Raw genomic sequence first — 17,646 nt, forward strand, 5'->3', positions numbered from 1 at the left:
GACGCATGGCGCTCATCTGGCTGCCGACTTTTCCGCCAAAGCCAGCGATTTCGAGAAAGTCGGTTGCTGCTGTAGCCAGGCCTGATAGTCAGCCTCGGTATCGACGACGACGGTGCCGCGCATCTGCGGATGGCCGACGCCGCACAATTCCGCGCAGAGAACCTCGAAGGTTCCTGTCCGCGTCGGGGTGAACCAGTAGTAGGTGACCGAACCGGGGATCATGTCCATCTTGGCCCGGAACTCCGGCACGTAGAAATCATGCACCACGTCAACCGCGCGCAGCAGCATCTTCACCGGCCTGCCGGCGGGTAAATGCAACTCGCCGCCTTCAACGATGACATCGTCCATTCCGGCGGGGTCGTTTCTGTTCAAACCGAGCGGATTGTCCGGCGCAATGGCGCGCGTGTCGGCCCGTCCGAGCCGGCCGTCCGCGCCGGGCAGCCGGAAACTCCATTGCCATTGCTGACCGACGACTTCCACCTCGCTGGCGCCATCAGGCACGGTCACGAACTGGTTCCACACGAAGAGGCCCGGTAGGAGCATGGCAGCCACCCCGACCCCGGTTCCTCCAGCAAGCCACCCCTCCAGGCGCTTGTTTTCAGGCTGGTATGCCGCCCGGTTTCCCGTGCGATGCCTGAAACGGAACACGCAATAGGCGACGAACAACACGATGGCCGAAAAAACGAAACCGGTGATCCAGAAGGTGATGATGATCGTATTGTCGATATAGCTCCAGTTGGAGGCAATCGGCGTCCACCACCAAGGGCTCAGCAGGTGGAATACGATCGATCCCACCACCAGCAGAACGAGAACCACAACGACAGCCATCGTCTCCTCCCCTGACACGGCCGCGACTATTTCTACAATCCTATCGCGAAACGTATTAGCATTATCTCATGAACAGTTCGGGCGAGCAATTGCGGCAACAGCAGCGGTTCGCCCCTCATTCGGCCCTGTCCTGCCGATCCACCCCGGCGAGAAACAGCTCTTCAGCTCGCATCATTTCGCTACTTGGAGTATTGCTTCAGATAGGCGATGAGATTGGTGATGTCGGTGTCGTCCTTCACCCCGACAAAGGCCATTTTTGTGCCCTTCACCTTCGCTTTGGGGTCGTGCAGATAATCGCGAAATGATGTCTCGTCCCATACCAGCCCGGCCTTGCCCGCATCCTGCATCGCCTGCGAATAGGCGAAATCCGGATGGGTGCCGGCGGCTCTGCCGAACAGGCCGTTCAGTGAAGGTCCGACCTTGTTCTGGTCGGTTTCGGCGACATGACAAATGCCGCATTTTTTGAAAACGGTGGCGCCGGCGGCAGGGTCCCCCTCCTGTGCGTGCGCATCAAGCGGAAGGGTCGTGGCGAAAAGCAGACAGATGGCAAGAAAACGATACGACATGGCATCCTCACGCGCTCCATCGCCATCCCGGCCGCAACGGCTCCCTCAGGAGAGCCGCAACAGCGGGAAGGATGATCGACAGCTAGATTTCCGTTATGGGTTCAAGGCATACGGTTTGGATAAACGGGGACGATCAATTTCCGATAGAGGTGCCAGGTTGCATGTCCGAGGATGGGCATGATGACTGCAAGGCCGACGAAAACCGGGATTGTGCCGACGACGAGCAGCGCCGCGACGATCAACCCCCAAAGCGCAACTGGAACCGGATTGGCGAGCGTGGCGCGTATGCTCGCATCCACCGCCGCGACTGCGCCGACATCCCGGTCAAGCATCAGCGGGAACGCCACCACCGTTGTCGCCAGCACAATGACCGCGAAAACGAAACCGGCAAGATTCCCCCAGATTATCAGGGAAAGTCCCTCCGGGGTGGTCAGCACGTCTGACAGAAAGGTTGAGAGTGAAGCCGGACCGGCCGCATCGAACGTCGTGGTGTAGAGGTACTGCGCAACAATCAGCCAGAGGGCGAAAAGCACGAACAGCATGACGGCGACCGCGATAATCGACGGCAGGGCCGGAGAGTGTCGAACCTCCAGCGCATGACGCCAGGAGCTATCCAACCCCTGCTCGCGTCGGCGGCTGATTTCATAAAGACCGATGGCCGCGATCGGACCGATCAGCGCAAAACCTGACATCAAGGGATAAATCAGCGGCAGCAGATTGGCGCCGGAACTCCACATGACCAGAAAAACACCCGCAATCGGATACATAAGACAGAGAAAGACATAATGGGACGGCTTCTCTTTGAAGTCATCAAGTCCCAACTTCAATGCATCGACAATATCCGCGAAACCAATCTTGCGGACTTCGGGGCGAGTAAATTCACCGGTCGCACCGGCCATGACATGGAATGCCGTCATAGCACTTCTCCTCCTGCGCCATGATCCGGCTGGCGGCGTGGAAACGCCTGGAGACTTTATCTGCGCGTCAAACCGCAACCGGCTAAATTGCAATTTATCAAATCCGGGCGCCTTTGTCGCCTGTTCTTTAAATTAGGGAAATTAGATGCGCGCCGTCGGCGTGACCGGGGGGGCGACGCCGGTCCTTCGAAGACAATCCCGCCGGGGGCTCCTCGAATTGGCAAACTGGCCAGCCATGAGGAAAACACCTCCACGGGCAGAGGCTGATCCGCTTCTTCATTTTTCTCTCGAAAGGCGCTTGGTTTGCGAGCGCGAGGACAGAGTGCTGATCGGCCGTATCGAAGGCGTGAATGGGTCCCGCCCGGACATAATTCAAAACGAATTCAGTCTTCGGCGCATCCTTCTCTTTCGCCGAGATCATAGATGCGTCCGGTGAGCCAGGCGGGCCAGTCCCGTTCAAAGAAGGATTTCTGGCTTTCATCGAAGACGCGGTTGGGACGCGTCGATGTCGCCATATCCTTACCTTCGAGCCTGACGACGATCTGCTCGCTTCGATGGTCGTCTTTCTCCCTGCGAAAGCGGAATTCATGCAAGGGTCCCGCGGTGACGTTCGGAACCAGTTCACCGTCAGCATCGCAGATCGCGCGGGCGCCTCGGCTGCCGCCGCCATCGCGAATGAAGTAATCCAACGCCGTGAGCACGGCCTCGGACGCAATCGCCATCTGTTGCCACTGAACGGCGCGAACCGCCTCGGCAACCCGTCCGTAAGCAATCCCGTTCGAGCGGATCGTCGCATTGAGCGAACGCGCCCCGGCAAGCGCCTGCGAAACGCTTTCGGCATCGCATATCATCCCCGCCTTATCGCTCATGCGGGACTGGATTTCGGTGCGGATGTCCTTGGCGGACAGGCGACTATCCTCCTTCAGAATGGCGAGAAGATCATTGAGCCCCGCTAACGCAGCCGCCTCAATATTTGCCGATGACGGGGATTTCGCGCGATGACTTGCGCCGACGTGTTCGGCCGCGCGTGTACCGAACACCTGCCCGGCATTCAGCGCCGCTCCGCCCGGACGTGTCACACCATGCGTACCTGCGGCCTCGCCGACAGAATAGCAGCCCGTCAGGTTGGTCCGCCCCCAGGTATCGACCATGATGCCGCCGTTCATGTGCTGGTTGTTCACCGCAAATTCCAGCGGCTCGCTGGCGATGTCGATCTTGTAGCGCCGGTAGAGTTCGATCGCGAGCGGGTTCATATGCTTCAACCGGTCGATCGGCCGTTCCTTCATCGCGCCGGCGTTTTCGATGTAGCTGCTGACGTCTGCGTCGAGACGGTCAAGGCTGAACGGAAGATCGCCGGGCACCGCCAGCGGATTGCGATTGAAGTCCATAAAGACCCGCCGCCCGGCCGCCGACTCGCGGAAGATCGCAAGGTCGACCAGACTTGAACCGAAATCGAGCATACGGGTCGAATGGAAGGGCCATTGATAGCCCTTTCGGAAAATGTTGGAGGCCATTTCCTGCGTATTGCGATAGTAGTCCGCCAGAAAATGGTGCTCTTTGCCCTCGGCATCCAGCGAATAAATGTGAGGAATGGCCTGCACATAGGTTCCCGACAGATTCCAGGGGAACCCCTCCCGCCGCGTGCCGATGCCGAACTGACTTTCCGTGAGGTTTACGAGGTCTATCCCTGCCTCCAGCGCCAGCCCCAGAGAGCCGAAGCAGCCATTGGGATAGACGCTGTCGCGATAAAGTTCGCCCGGTCCTCCGGCTGCAAGAACTATCACCGGACAAACGAAGAGAGCGATCCCGAACGGATTGGTATCGCTGCGCTCATGAGGCTGCATGGCGAGAACGCCGACGACCCGTCTTTCGTGCCTCAAACCTTCGGTCAATATTTTGACGACGGTGGTATGATTGTGAAACGGGATATTCAGACGGATCGCTTCATCCGCAAGCACCTTGACCATCAACCGCGATGTCCTCGGACCGCAACTGGTCGCGCGGCCGACTTCGTCGTGGTCGGTCTGATATCTCAGCGTCCCGCCCAGCGGGTCCTGCGGCAAGGGCAGCCCAAGGAATTGCAGCGAGGCCATCATGCGCACGGAGCCGACCGCCTCGACATAGGCGGTATCCTCGTCCATGGCGCCACCGCTGCGGATAGCGCGCGCCATCGCCTTGAAGTTGTCGCCCTGATCAGCCGTGTTCGCGGTGTGGAGCGTTTGTTTGTCCGATCCGGAACAGGCGGATGTCCCGCCCCACGCGCTCTGGCTGAGGATGACGACGTCATCGCCGCGCCGCTTCATTTCCACCGCGGCCCGCAGCCCGGCAGCACCGGAGCCGACAACGACACAGCCAGCCCGATGAACCGGAACATCGATGCCGCCGAGCACGATCATTTCCCTGGGGCCGGGCGCATTCGGCAAACGCGGCATGTTCACATCCGTGAGCGCGTCAAGAATATGCTGCGGGACGGTCGCGTCCATGAGCGTTTTACTCCTCGTGTTGCCTTTCAGGCTTTGTCTTAGGTTCGCATCAGGACCGCCTGATCGCGGAATGACTACCGAACCTGCGCTCGCGCCCTTGGACGCGTTTCATTGCGTTCGTGCGAGAAAATCGCAGGCGCAAGGGGCCCAAGTCCTCTTATCAGGTCCGCACCTTTCTCTCCGACCATGATCGTCGGCGCATTGGTGTTGCACGAGGGGACACGCGGCATGACGGAGGAATCGCAGACGCGCAGCCCTTCAAGACCGTGTACCTTGAGATCAAGGCCGACGACGGATTCCGGCCCGTTGCCCATCTTGCAGGTGCCGACAGGATGGTGATCGGTCTTGGCGTTCGCGCAGCCGTAGTCGAAAAGCTCATCATCCGTCATAACCTTGGGGCCGGGAAGACGTTCCGCCATGATGTATGGCTTCAATGCCGCCTGCTGGAATATCTCGCGGGCGATCTTGAGACCTTCCAGCGACATCTTCCGGTCATGCGGATCGGACCAGTAATTGGGATCGATCAACGGCGCGGCAGCCGGATCGGAGGATGACAGCCGCACGGTTCCGCGCGATCTGGGATGAAGATAGGCGGAATTCAGCGTGACCCCGGCGTTTTTCAGCCGCTCCACGCCCGCCTCGATACCCGACCCCAATCCCAGATGGAACTGGATGTCCGGCGAGCGCGCATCCGGGTCCGCATACCAGAAACCGCCCGTTTCAAACAGCGAGGAGGCGACCGGGCCGGTGCGAAACAGAATATACTCAAGCCCCGCCCATATCGTCCGGTGAAGCTTGGCGACGCCGTCATAGGTATGGTCGCCGGTGCACTCGGCAATCACGAAAAGATCGAGATGATCCTGAAGGTTCGAACCGACGCCGGGCAGGTCATGCAGCACCTTCACGCCCACGGATTTCAGATGATCCGCCGGGCCGATACCCGATTGCAGCAGAAGCTTGGGCGAACCGATGGCTCCGGAAGAGACGAGGACTTCCCGTTCGGCGCGGATGATTTCCGAACCGGATTTTCCGACCACCTCAACGCCGATGGCGCGTTGTCCTTCCAGAACGATGCGGGAGACGCGTGCACCGAGTTTGATCGTCAGGTTCTTGCGATGGCGGATCGGATTGAGATAGGCGAGAGATGCCGAAGACCGGCGGCGGTTGCGCTGGGTGAGCTGATAAAAGCCGACGCCAGCCTGCTGCCTGCCGTTGAAATCGTGATTATAGGGTATGCCGAGTTCCTGTCCGGCCCTGATATAGGCATCGCAGATAGGCAGGGCCGAAACCGGCATGGAGACCCCAAGCGGCCCGCCATAGGAATGATAATCATCGGCAAAACGCTGATTGTCTTCAGCGCGTTTGTAGTAGGGCAGGATGTCGCGATAGCTCCAGCCATAGCAGCCATCCTCAGAGACCCATGTATCGTAATCGGCCGCATTGCCGCGCGTATAAAGCTGGGCATTGATCGATGAGCCACCGCCCAGCACCTTGGCCTGGGTGTACCGCAACACCCTGCCCTTCATGTGCTTTTGCGGCACGGTCTCCCAGCCCCAGCTCGCCACACCTTTCGTCATTTTGGCAAAACCGGCCGGCATATGGAAAAGCGGGTTCCAGTCTCCCCCACCGGCTTCGAGCAGCAGGACGTTGACATCGGGATCTTCGCTCAAACGGTTGGCAAGCACACATCCTGCGGGGCCGGCACCGGTGATAATATAGTCGAAACGCATCGAACTATCCTGTTACACTTGAGTAATCTGGTGACCGCCATCGGCATAAAGCGACATCGCGGTCATGAAATGCGGGGTCGTCAGCCTCATGGGGCGAGGTCCTCCGTCGAGATATGATGGGCAACCCTCAGCGCCTGGCTCGCAATGGTGAGCGCCGGATTGACGGCTGCCGACGTCGGCAGAAAGCTGGCATCGACAACGAAAAGATTGCGGTGGTAATGGGAACGGCAGAAGGGGTCGAGCGGTGCAGCCGCCGGGTCGTTGCCCATGCGGATCGTGCCGCACTGATGCGACGGCGTGCGTTTATCGAAAGGTTTCGACAAGACGATCGGGAAACCGACCGATTTGAGGATGCCTTTGAGTTTCGCAACCAGCGCCAGATGAGCGTCCCAGTTGGTTCGCCGCCAGTGAAGGACGATGCGGTTTCCGTCAACCATTATCCGGCTGTCCGGATGAGGGATATCTTCGCTCATCGCGTAGAAATCGATCGCGTGTCCGGTCAGTTGCCGGAGCAACCATTCCGGCACGCGGGGCATTGCCCCCTTCAAGATCGCCGGAGAAATCTTGCCGAGCAGTTGGACGTTGCCAAGAGGCGGCCCGCCCTCACCGTCAGACAGATAGAAATCATTGAAGCCGAATGTCTTTTGATAGACGGCCGTGTTGCGGAAGCTTGGCGACACGGCAACTACAGCCGACGAATTGTGGTTCATGAAGTTTCGCCCGACCTGATCGGAGGAATTCGCAAGACCCTTCGGATATCGTTCATCCGCCGAGCGGAGCAGCAGCACGGCCGACTGCACGGCTCCCGCAGACAGGATCACCAGTTTTGCCGTAACCGAGCGGGCCTCGCCGTGCTGTTCATAATGGACGCGCTCAATGCGGCCGCTCGCGCCGGCCTCAAGTCTGGTTACTCTCGCGGATGTTTCGATTTTGACGTTCGGGTATTCAAGGGCTTTGAGAAGTGCCGCGGTCTCCGCATCCATCTTGCCATCGCGAGAATTCGGATGGGCATCCCACGGCGTCTGGCCTTTTGAGAGCCATTTCTCGATATCGATGGCCAAGGGCAGGGAGAACGGATGCAAACCCTTCGCCTTCAGGCGTGCCCGCACATCCGCCACCGGCGGCTCGTCCGCAACGGGGGAAAATGAATATGCGGCGGAATGTTCGGGTTCGGTCGGGTCCGCGCCCAGCTCGCCGCGAACCTGATACATTGCCTCCGCCTTGCTGTACCAGGGTTCCAGCTCCTCGTAAGCGAACGGCCAGGCGGGCGAAACGCCTTCCCTATGCCTGATCTCGCTGAAGTCTTCCTTGCGATAACGGGACAGCACCGCGCCGTAGAATTTCGAATTTCCGCCGACATTGTAATAATTGCCGGGGTTGAACGCAGCGCCATTGGCCTCGTACCAGCTCTCCTTGGGGCGAAAATGGCCCTTTTGAAAGATGGCGCGCTGGTCGCGATTGACCGGGCTGTCGGCGATGTAATCGCCGGCTTCAAGGATCAGGATGTGGGCACCTGTCGCCGCAAGCCCGGCGGCAATCGTCGCGCCGCCGATACCGGAGCCGATAATGACAATGTCTGGACTGTTCATCATGCTGCTACCAAATACTTCAGGCGATACGCGCCTGGCTCGTCGGATCGAAGAACACGGCCTTGTCGAGGTTGAAGGCAAGACGGGCGTTCTGGCCGGCGTGAATGCGGGCATCGGCGCGCAGGCGGGCAACGACCTCCTTGCCGCCGAGCTTGGTGACGGCGAATGTGTCCGATCCGGCCGGTTCCACGACCTCGATGTGGCATTCTCCCTCGGCAAGCGTTCTGGCGTTCCGGTCCGCCCCTTCCGGGTCTGTCAAAGCCTCGGGTCGAATGCCGAAAATGACCTGCCGGCCGGTATGAGACGCCAGCGCCTCCTTGCCCGCCGCGACGGGAAGACGCATCGGCTCCCCATCGGGTCTGGCAAGAGAAACGGAAAGACCGGACGCGTCCTGCTCGATGGTGCCCGTCAGAAGGTTCATGGCGGGCGAGCCCATGAAATCGGCGACGAACATGTTTGCCGGATTATTGTAAATCTCGGCGGGCGATCCGAATTGCTGCAGAATGCCGTCCTTCAGCACCGCGATCTTCGTTGCCAGCGTCATCGCCTCGATCTGGTCGTGGGTCACATAAACGATCGTGGTCTTCATGCGCTGGTGAAGCCGCTTGATCTCGGTGCGCATATCGACGCGCAGCTTGGCGTCGAGGTTTGACAGCGGCTCGTCGAAAAGAAAGACCTGCGGATTGCGCACCAGTGCACGCCCCATGGCGACGCGCTGCCGTTGACCGCCCGACAATTGGCTCGGCTTACGGTCGAGGAGATGGCCGATCTGGAGAATATCGGCGACCTGCCTGATCGCTTTTTCGCGCTCTTCCTTCGGAACCTTGCGGATCTCCATACCAAAGGCGATGTTCCCGGCGACGGTCATGTTGGGGTAAAGTGCGTAGGACTGGAAAACCATCGCGATATCGCGCTGCGACGGCGGCAGGCCGGCTACGTTGCGCCCGTTGATCGAGATCGTGCCTGATGTGATGGGTTCCAGACCGGCAATCGTGTTGAGCAGGGTGGATTTGCCGCAGCCGGAAGGCCCGACAAGCACCAGAAAACCGCCCTCCTCGATTTCGATATTGATGTCCTTTAGAATTTCCAGCGCGCCATAGGACTTGCGCAGATGAGAGATTTCGAGAAACGACATGGTTTATCCTTTCACAGCGCCGGACATGAGACCCCGTACGAAATAGCGACCGGAGACGATGTAAACGATGAGGGTTGGGAGGGCGGCCAGGATCGCGCCCGCGAAATGGACGTTGTATTCCTTGACCCCCGTGGACGAGGACACGAGATTGTTGAGCGCCACCGTCATCGGGGTCGAAGACGCACCCGAAAACGAGGCGCCGAACAGGAAGTCGTTCCAGATATTGGTGAACTGCCAGATGACCGAGACCACGATGATCGGTCCCGATGACGGCAGCAGGATGCGGCGGAAAATCTGGAAGAAACTCGCGCCGTCGATCTGGGCCGCCCGAACGAGTTCCGTCGGGAAGGCTTCATAGTAGTTGCGGAAATAAAGCGTGGTGAAGCCGAGGCCATAGATCACGTGCACCATGATCAGGCCCCAGATCGAACCGGCCAGACCCAGCGTGCCGAGGATGCGCGCCATGGGGATCAGTACGATCTGGAACGGGATGAAGCATGAAAGCAGCAGCAGACCGAAGAAGACGTTCGAACCGCGAAAGCTCCACTTGGTCAGAACGTAACCGTTCAGTGCGCCAACGATGGTGGAGATCGCTACAGCCGGAACGACCATCAGGATCGAATTGATGAAGAACGGCTTGAGACCTGTCGGCTGAACGCCGATCTGCGCCGTGGACCAGGCGGAGAGCCACGGCTCGACGGTCCACACCTGCGGCAGGTTCAACATGCCGCCCTGCCGGATTTCGTCCAGTGGTTTCAGCGAATTGACCACCATTACGTAGAGCGGCAGCATGTAGTAGATGGCGAAGAATATAAGCGCCAGATAAATCAGTCCGCGCGTCAGATGGCCATGGCTGATTGCATTTTGTTGGTTTGGAGCGCCGCTCATCAGCGTTTTCCTCCGCGAATTTCCGAATAGAGATAGGGCACGATGATCGAGAAGATCATGATGAGCATGATGATCGCCGAGGAGGCGCCAATGCCCATGGAATTGCGCGTGAATGTGTAGGAATACATGAATGTCGCCGGCAGCTCGGTCGCCTGCCCCGGCCCGCCGCCGGTCAACGCGACCACAAGGTCATAGGCTTTGATTGCGAGGTGAGCGAGAACGACGAATGCGGACAGGAAGACCGGGCGCATCAGGGGAATAATGATGCGGCGGTAGGTCATGACGGTCGACGCGCCGTCGATCTGGGCCGCCTTGATGATTTCATTGTCGACACCGCGAAGGCCGGCCAGAAACATCGCCATGACAAAGCCCGAGGACTGCCAGACCGCTGCGATCACCACGCAGTAGATGGCGTAGTTGCGGTCCTTGATCCACGCAAACTGGAAGCTTTCCCATCCCCACAGATGCATGGTGTTCTGCAGACCGATGCCGGGGTCGAGAAACCATTTCCACGCCGTGCCCGTGACGATGAAAGACAGCGCCATGGGATAAAGATAGATCGGCCGCAGGAAACCTTCGCCACGGATTTTCTGGTCGAGTAGGATCGCCAGAAACAGGCCGAGAACCGAGCAGATGATGATGTAAAGCGACGCGAAGATCGCGAGGTTGCTGATCGCCCGCCACCAGTGTGGAAGCGCCCAGAGCCGCTGGTAATTCAGAAGCCCGACGAAATTGTAGGAGGGCAGCATCTTACTGTCCGTCAACGACAGGAAGCCCGTATAGGCGATGAAGCCGTATACGAAAATGATAATGACGACGAAGCTTGGAGCCAGAACAAGCTTCGGTAACAGCTCCTGAAGTCGACTACGACCAGTCATCGCGCAGATATCCTTGATCCTTGAAACAGCGCCAGATGCTTGCCGTTTCCGTCAGTGAGAGCATTTCCAGGAAAAGTGGACCCCGGTTTTCCGTTCGGAAATGCGACAAAACAAAGAGTTAGAGTGTTTTCGCAATTCGAAGAAAAGCGAAACGCTCTAGGTAGCCGAAGACGACAGGCTGCCTGCAAGGCGCCCGGACCGGTTCGACTGCGATTTCATGCGAGCATTGGTGCGGTGGGGGGATGCCCCCACCGCATTTTTCCACGTTTACTTTGCGGCTGCGACGGCAGCCGGCAGTTCGACGATTGCTTCATCCGGCGTCAGTTCGCCGTTGAATTCACGGGTAACGACGTCATAGATCGCGTTCTTGACGGCGGCCGGGTTGGCGTGACCGTGGGCCATCGAGCCGAAGAGCTTGCCGCTCTTGTCAGCCTCGGCAAGGTCGGCAATCGCCTTCTTGCCGCAGGCGTCAAAGGCCTCGTTCGACACGTCGGACCGGGCCGGAGCCGAACCCTTGACGACATTGAATGCCGACTGGAAGGTCGGGCTTTCGATTGCCGCCGCCATTTCCATCTGCGCCGGCACCTTGTCGGCAGCGACCTTGAACATGGCGAACTGGTCGGAGTTGAAGGTCACCGCACCCTGCGTTTCAGGATAACGGACGCAGACAAAGTCCGTGCCCGGCACCTTCTTCGCCTTGACGAATTCACCCTTCGCCCAGTCGCCCATGAACTGAACGCCGGCCTTGCCTTCGATGACCATGGCGGAAGCAAGGTTCCAGTCGCGACCGGAGAAGTTGTCATCCACGTAGGAGCGAAGCTTCGTCATGCGCTCGAAAGCGGTCTTCATCTTCTCGCCGCCAAGTGCTGCCGGGTCGAGGTCGATGAACGCCTGCTTGTAGAAATCCGTGCCGAGCGACAGCACGACCGCGTCGAAGATCGTTGCGTCCTGCCATGGCTGTCCACCGGCGGCGATAGGCGTGATGCCCTGCGCCTTGAAGTTGTCGAGCATGGCGATCAGTTCGTCCCAGTTCTTGGGCTCCTTGCCGCCGGCCTTGTCGAGCGCCGCCTTGTTGATCCACATCCAGTTGGTCGAATGCACATTCACGGGTGCGGCAATCCAGTGGCCGTCATATTTCGAGAAGCGCTGCAGGGCTTTCGGAATGACCTTGTCCCAGCCATCCTTGGCCGCCAGTTCATCGAGATTGCCGAGAGCGCCTTCTTTCGCCCAGTCCTGAATGTCGAAACCGAGCATCTGGACGGCGGTGGGCGCGTTGCCGGCGGTAACGCGGGCGCGCAGCACCGTCATCGCTTCCGTGCCGCCGCCACCAGCGACAGGCATATCGGTCCAGGAAATATTCTTCGCCTCTAGGTCCTTCTTGAGGACGTCGAGCGCGGCAGCCTCGCCGCCGGACGTCCACCAATGCAGGACTTCAACACTCTCCGCCGCCTGTGCGGCGCCGGCCATCATGGACACTGCCAATGCAGTGCCTGTCAGAAATTTGCGCATATGTTCCTCCCATTGTCGCAAATTAAAGCGAGGAATACCCCGCCCCGTCACCCGTCCTCCTCGGACGCAGTCAGTCTAACCGGCTAGAGCGGGATGGCGAAAAGTGTGTGCGGTTTTCGCCTGAAATCCCGCTCTAATTCTATGATCTACGCCGGTTTTCAGTCCGCGGCATCCACCAGCTGGTTCGGCCGCCGATATGCATGTTCAGGGTCTTTGTTTCCGTATAGTCCTCGACCGCATGGCGGCCGAGTTCCCGGCCGAGACCGGACTGCTTGTAACCTCCGAACGGCAACTCGCTCGCGCCATCCATGAAAGTGTTCATCCACACCGTACCGGCCCGCACGCGGCGTCCGATCGTCAGGCACGTATCGAAATCGCGGCTCCAGACGCCTGCGGACAGGCCGTAATCGACAGAGTTGGCAATCTCGATGGCTTCTGCGGTTGTCTCAAAGGTCAGAACCGAAAGGACCGGTCCGAAAACTTCTTCACGCGCAACGGCCATTCCAGGCGTGACGTCGGAAAGAATGGTAGGCGACATGAACTGCCCCATTCCCAAGTCCAGCTTTTCTCCCCCATGAGCGATCTGTGCGCCGCTGTTTTTCGCATCTGAAACGTAACCGGAGATTTTTTCAAGATGCTGAGGCGTAATGATCGCGCCGACCTGTGTCGTCGGATCCAGAGGATCGCCCACCTTGACATTTCTGGCAAGTTCGCCGACGCGTTTGACCACGTCCGCCGCGATGCTTTTGTGAAGAATGAGGCGCGACCCGGCATTGCAGCACTCGCCGGCATTAAAATAGGCCCCGAAGACAGCCGCGTCGATGAATGCATCGAGATCGGCGTCCGGAAATACGATCTGCGGGTTCTTGCCGCCCAGTTCCAGCGAGACCTTCTTCAGGGTCTGCGCGGCATTGACCATGGTCAGCCTGCCGACGCCCGTGGAGCCGGTGAACGAGACCATATCAACCGACGGATGCGAGGTCATGATCGAACCGACCTCGGCACCGGTTCCCGTCACGATGTTGACGACACCCTTGGGCACACCCGCTTCCTGCAGGATTTCGCCGAGAACGAGGGTCGAGCCGGAGCTGAGTTCCGAGGGCTTGACAACCGTGGTGCAGCCGGCCGCCAGCGCGAAAGGCAGCTTCTGACCGACGATCAGGAAAGGGAAATTCCACGGCGTGATGATCGAAACGACGCCGATCGCTTCGCGCAGGACAACGCCGAGTGTGCCGTCGCCGAGCGTATTGTAGCTTTCGCCATGCAGATCTCTGGCGAGTGCGGCGGCATAACGCCAGATATCGACGGAACCGGCGATTTCACCGCGCACCTGCGTAATCGGCTTTCCGGCCTCGACGGCGTCCAGATAGGCAAGTTCTTCGGATCGCGCGGCGATGAGGTCCGCAGCCTTCAACAGAATAGCCGAGCGTTCGGAAGCTGTCATGCGAGGCCATGGTCCGGTATCGAAAGCCGCGCGTGCCGCCGCTATCGCCCGTTCCGCATCGGCCTTCGTTCCTGATTGAAAACGACTGACGACGGAGCCATGGCCGGGTGCTATCCGCTCGATCGGATCGACATTGCCTTCGACCCAGTGGCCGTCGATGAACATCTTGAAATCTCTGGCCGTCCGGTCACTCAGCATTTTCGGATTGATCAGAACCGTCATCACCATTCTCCGTTGAATATTGCCGGGCGCTTTGCGCTAAATGCCGCCACGCCTTCTTTCAGGTCGCCGGTCTTGGCAGCCAGGATGGAACCCAATGCTTCAACCGCCGTGCCGTTGTCTTCACCGCTTGCCGAGGCGATCATCAGTTTGACGATCTCAGACGCGGCCGGGCCACGCGCGGCAACACGCGCCGCATAGTCCTTCGCAGCGATCAGAGCGTTGCCAGTTGTGGTGACGGCATCCACAATCCCAAGCGCCAGCGCCTCCTGCGCGCTGAACACCTCTCCCCCAAGCGCCATCCGGCGCACGGGCTGGGCCCCGAACCGCTTGACCAGCCGCTGCGTGCCCGACCAGCCGGGCACCATTCCGAGGCTGGTTTCCGGCAGACCGATCTTGATCTGCTCTTCGGCAATGCGAATGTCGGCGATACCCGCCAGTTCAAGGCCGCCACCAAGCGCATGGCCGTTCAGCGCGGCAATCAACGGCACCCGCAAGGTCGCAAGACGTTCGAAAACCCGGTGGCCGTGACGAACCCAGCCGTGGCCAAATTCCTGGGGCTGCATGCCGCCCCATGCCTTGATGTCGCCGCCGGCCGAAAAGCCCTGCCCTTCGCCTGTCAAAATCGCCACACGGACCGCATTGTTTGCCTCCACCTCATCGGCGGACGCCATCAGCGCGCCGAGCATATCAAGATCGAGAGCATTGCGTTTTTCCGGCCGCGATACCGTCATGATCGCGATGTGGCCGTCGATCTCGACGCGAACCGTGCCATTAGCCATGGAAGGTTCCCTCCAGCACGCGGGCGCTTTTTGTCGGAAGCACAAGGCCGATATTGGCCTTGGCAAAAAGCGAGCGGTCCATCACCTTGAGATCATCGGCAACAATGAGTTCGAACTCGGACTGATCCAGGATTTGCGTCTGCAAATCGATGCCCGGCGCGATCTCGGTCAACACGACGCCTTCCGGCGTCAGCTTCATGACACAACGCTCGGTGACATAGGTGATGTCCTGGCCCTGCTCGATCGCCCTGCGGCCCGAGAAGGTCACATGCTCGACCTCATTGACGAGCTTCTTCAGCTTTCCTTCTTTTTCGACAACCAGCTTGCCGTCATTGACCGACAGCTTTGCCCCCGCATTGAACATGCCGGAAAAGACGATCTTCCTCGCCCGCGCCGTGATGTCGACAAAACCTCCGGCCCCGGCGGTCACATGTGGACGGAAGGAAAGCTTCGAGACGTTGACGGAACCGTCTTTGCCTATTTCGAGAAATGACAACAACGATGCATCAAAGCCCGCGCCCTGAAAATAGGTGAACTGATAGGGCGACGGCATATAGGCGTCGGCGTTCGAGGCGCAGCCGAATGCGAAATCCAGCAGGGGAACGCCGCCGACCGCCCCCTGCTCGATTACCCAGGTCACCGAGCCATGCAGACCTTCTTCCAGCAGAATTCTCGGCACATTCGCGGAAATGCCGAAACCGAGATTGACGCAGCTGCCAGCCTCAAGCTCCTGAGCCACGCGACGGGCAATCACTTTCTGGATATTGAATTCCGGCACCTCGAATGAATCGAGCGGATGGAAGACCTCTCCCGAAATCGCCGGATCATAGGCCGTCTGTGTCGTCTGCTTTTGATCGGGATCGACCACGACGTAATCCACCAGCATGCCGGGCACCCGCACATCGTGCGGTTTGAGCGAGCCTTGCTTGGTGATGCGCTTTACCTGCGCAATGATGATGCCGCCATTGTTTCGGGCGGCCAGCGCCTGATCTAGACCTCCGAGATAAGCGCCCTCATGTTCGTAGGAGAGATTGCCGCGCTCATCGGCAGTCGTCGCGCGAATGATCGTCACCTGCGGAATGATCGAGGGAAAATAAAGCCAGTCCTCACCCTCGAAAGTGACGCGCTTGACGACCGGCTCGGACGCTGCCGAGGCATTCATCGCACAGCCCTGTCGGGCCGGATCGACAAAGGTATCAAGGCCGATTTTGGTGAGGACGCCCGGACGCTTTGCGGCCGCTTCGCGATGCATGTCGAACATGATGCCGGATGGGATATTATAGGCCGGAATTTCATCGGCGGTGATCATCTGCCAGATCAGCGGCGGCTCGGCGCTGGATGGACCGGACGGATATGAACCGCCGATGATCCGCTTCAGCAGGCCCTTCTTAGCAATGTGATCGACGCCCTTGATACCGCTCATATCACCGGCGGCAATCGGATGAAGCGTCGTGATGTTCTTCGGATGTCCGGTTGCATCGAAGCGGTCACCGATCGCCTTCAACATCAGATCGGGGCAGCCCAGACCGCTGGACGACGAGACGGAGACAATAGCATCGTCTGGAATGAGATCCGCTGCCTGCGCTGGAGTGATGTGTTTTTTCATGACCGGCTCTCGATTCCTGTTTTGACCCGAACAGCGGTTCCGCTTTTTGAAGCTTCGACGACGGCAAGCCCGGTCGCCAGCGACCAGATGCCGTCTTCAGCAGTCGCGGCAGGTTTGCCGCCCGTGATGGCCGAGTGAAACGCTTCGAGCGCCACCTCATAGAGATTGTCGGAACCCGTTTTGATGTCTTCCTCGCCAGCCTCGGTACGCAGCACGACAGTACCGACCGACTTCTGGGTCATCACATTTCTGGCGATCAGGGAGCCTTCGGTGCCATGAACCTCGAAACCGGTCTCGGCATATCTGGTCGTGAAGCCATCGTGGAACTGCGCGATAACACCGTTTTCAAAACGGATGACACCCATGACAGCGTCTTCAAGTCCCTCCCGGCTCATGCCGCCGGCCTGAGAAAACGCGATGACCTCGACCGGATCGGCACCGAGCACGAAGCGAAGCGTGTCGACATCGTGCACGGTAATGTCGAGGATGACACCGCCGCCCGCAGACGGTTTGTCCAGCCGCCAGCCCTGCAGATGCGGCGGCAGGTAAACCGCATGAAAGACGCGCGCACTCAGCGGCGTTCCGATCCTGCCGGCGGCGATTGCATCGCGCATCGCACGGTGAGTGGGCGCATTCCGGAGATGATGATTTGTCGCCAGAACGACGTTTGCCTCGCGGGCCGCGTTTGTCATCGCGTGAGCCTCTTCGAGCGACAGGGCGAGAGGCTTTTCGCAAAGAATGTGTTTTCCCGCTCGGGCAGCAGCAAGGGCCTGCTCGCAATGCAGATCATTCGTCGTTGAAATATAAACCGCATCGATGGCCGGATCGGCAAGAAGCGAGGCCAGATCGGACGCGACGTTCGGGATGCCGTTTGCCGCCGCATATTCCGCCCCGCGAACAGGGTTGGAACTCAAAACGGAAACAACCTCACCGCCGGTTTTTCTGATCGCGTCGATCACCCATTCGCGCGCGATCGTACTTGCGCCGATCAATCCCCAACGCACCGTCATGCCAATGTCCTCCCGACTTCATTTCGTTGCGCTCCGCAACTCTCCCGCACAACGAGCCGAAC

Annotated in this window: 14 protein-coding genes; all 14 read right to left on the reverse strand. The window is 59.4% G+C overall.

All coding sequences use genetic code 11. The features are described 5' to 3' along the window. Positions 1-12 precede the first annotated feature (12 nt). Entirely contained in the window at positions 13-828 is an 816-nt protein-coding gene (locus DA915_RS19860; RefSeq protein WP_020813021.1) for a cytochrome c oxidase subunit II, read from the reverse strand. 179 nt (positions 829-1,007) lie between these two features. Further along, a complete protein-coding gene (locus tag DA915_RS19865; protein ID WP_107677034.1) occupies positions 1,008-1,394 on the reverse strand; it encodes a cytochrome c family protein in 387 nt (128 codons plus the stop codon). Between the two features lie 101 nt (positions 1,395-1,495). Next, a complete protein-coding gene (locus tag DA915_RS19870) occupies positions 1,496-2,311 on the reverse strand; it encodes a DUF2189 domain-containing protein (RefSeq protein WP_060724338.1) in 816 nt (271 codons plus the stop codon). Between the two features lie 383 nt (positions 2,312-2,694). Further along, the gene (locus tag DA915_RS19875) at positions 2,695-4,794 is read right to left on the reverse strand and encodes an FAD-binding protein (RefSeq protein ID WP_107677035.1); all 2,100 of its coding nucleotides are present in this window, start codon (positions 4,792-4,794) and stop codon (positions 2,695-2,697) included. A 74-nt stretch (positions 4,795-4,868) separates the two neighbouring features. Next, positions 4,869-6,524, reverse strand: coding sequence for a GMC family oxidoreductase (locus tag DA915_RS19880; protein ID WP_107677036.1), 1,656 nt, complete (start codon positions 6,522-6,524; stop codon positions 4,869-4,871). A gap of 86 nt (positions 6,525-6,610) precedes the next feature. After that, the gene (locus DA915_RS19885; RefSeq protein WP_107677037.1) at positions 6,611-8,116 is read right to left on the reverse strand and encodes a GMC oxidoreductase; all 1,506 of its coding nucleotides are present in this window, start codon (positions 8,114-8,116) and stop codon (positions 6,611-6,613) included. A gap of 16 nt (positions 8,117-8,132) precedes the next feature. After that, positions 8,133-9,248: an ABC transporter ATP-binding protein gene (locus tag DA915_RS19890; protein ID WP_107677038.1), complete on the reverse strand. Its 1,116-nt coding sequence runs from the start codon at positions 9,246-9,248 to the stop codon at positions 8,133-8,135. A 3-nt stretch (positions 9,249-9,251) separates the two neighbouring features. Then, positions 9,252-10,136, reverse strand: coding sequence for a carbohydrate ABC transporter permease (locus tag DA915_RS19895; protein WP_003504336.1), 885 nt, complete (start codon positions 10,134-10,136; stop codon positions 9,252-9,254). Next, positions 10,136-11,014, reverse strand: coding sequence for a carbohydrate ABC transporter permease (locus tag DA915_RS19900; RefSeq protein WP_003504335.1), 879 nt, complete (start codon positions 11,012-11,014; stop codon positions 10,136-10,138). Before DA915_RS19900 ends, DA915_RS19895 begins: the two co-directional genes overlap by 1 nt. A gap of 267 nt (positions 11,015-11,281) precedes the next feature. Next, complete coding sequence (locus DA915_RS19905) at positions 11,282-12,523, reverse strand: ABC transporter substrate-binding protein (protein ID WP_020813028.1); 1,242 nt, start codon at positions 12,521-12,523, stop codon at positions 11,282-11,284. Positions 12,524-12,662: 139 nt separating this feature from the next. Further along, complete coding sequence (locus tag DA915_RS19910; RefSeq protein WP_192886614.1) at positions 12,663-14,189, reverse strand: aldehyde dehydrogenase family protein; 1,527 nt, start codon at positions 14,187-14,189, stop codon at positions 12,663-12,665. Further along, positions 14,189-14,968 carry an enoyl-CoA hydratase/isomerase family protein gene (locus DA915_RS19915; RefSeq protein ID WP_107677040.1) on the reverse strand — a complete coding sequence of 260 codons (780 nt, stop codon included), beginning with the start codon at positions 14,966-14,968 and terminating at the stop codon, positions 14,189-14,191. Before DA915_RS19915 ends, DA915_RS19910 begins: the two co-directional genes overlap by 1 nt. Then, complete coding sequence (locus DA915_RS19920) at positions 14,961-16,574, reverse strand: acyl CoA:acetate/3-ketoacid CoA transferase (protein ID WP_107677041.1); 1,614 nt, start codon at positions 16,572-16,574, stop codon at positions 14,961-14,963. Before DA915_RS19920 ends, DA915_RS19915 begins: the two co-directional genes overlap by 8 nt. Beyond that, a complete protein-coding gene (locus DA915_RS19925; RefSeq protein WP_107677042.1) occupies positions 16,571-17,584 on the reverse strand; it encodes a Gfo/Idh/MocA family protein in 1,014 nt (337 codons plus the stop codon). The genes DA915_RS19920 and DA915_RS19925 overlap by 4 nt, the downstream gene beginning before the upstream one ends. Between the last annotated feature and the right edge of the window lie 62 nt (positions 17,585-17,646).

The organism is Agrobacterium sp. LAD9 (genome assembly GCF_003031125.1).
GTDB lineage: Bacteria > Pseudomonadota > Alphaproteobacteria > Rhizobiales > Rhizobiaceae > Agrobacterium > Agrobacterium radiobacter.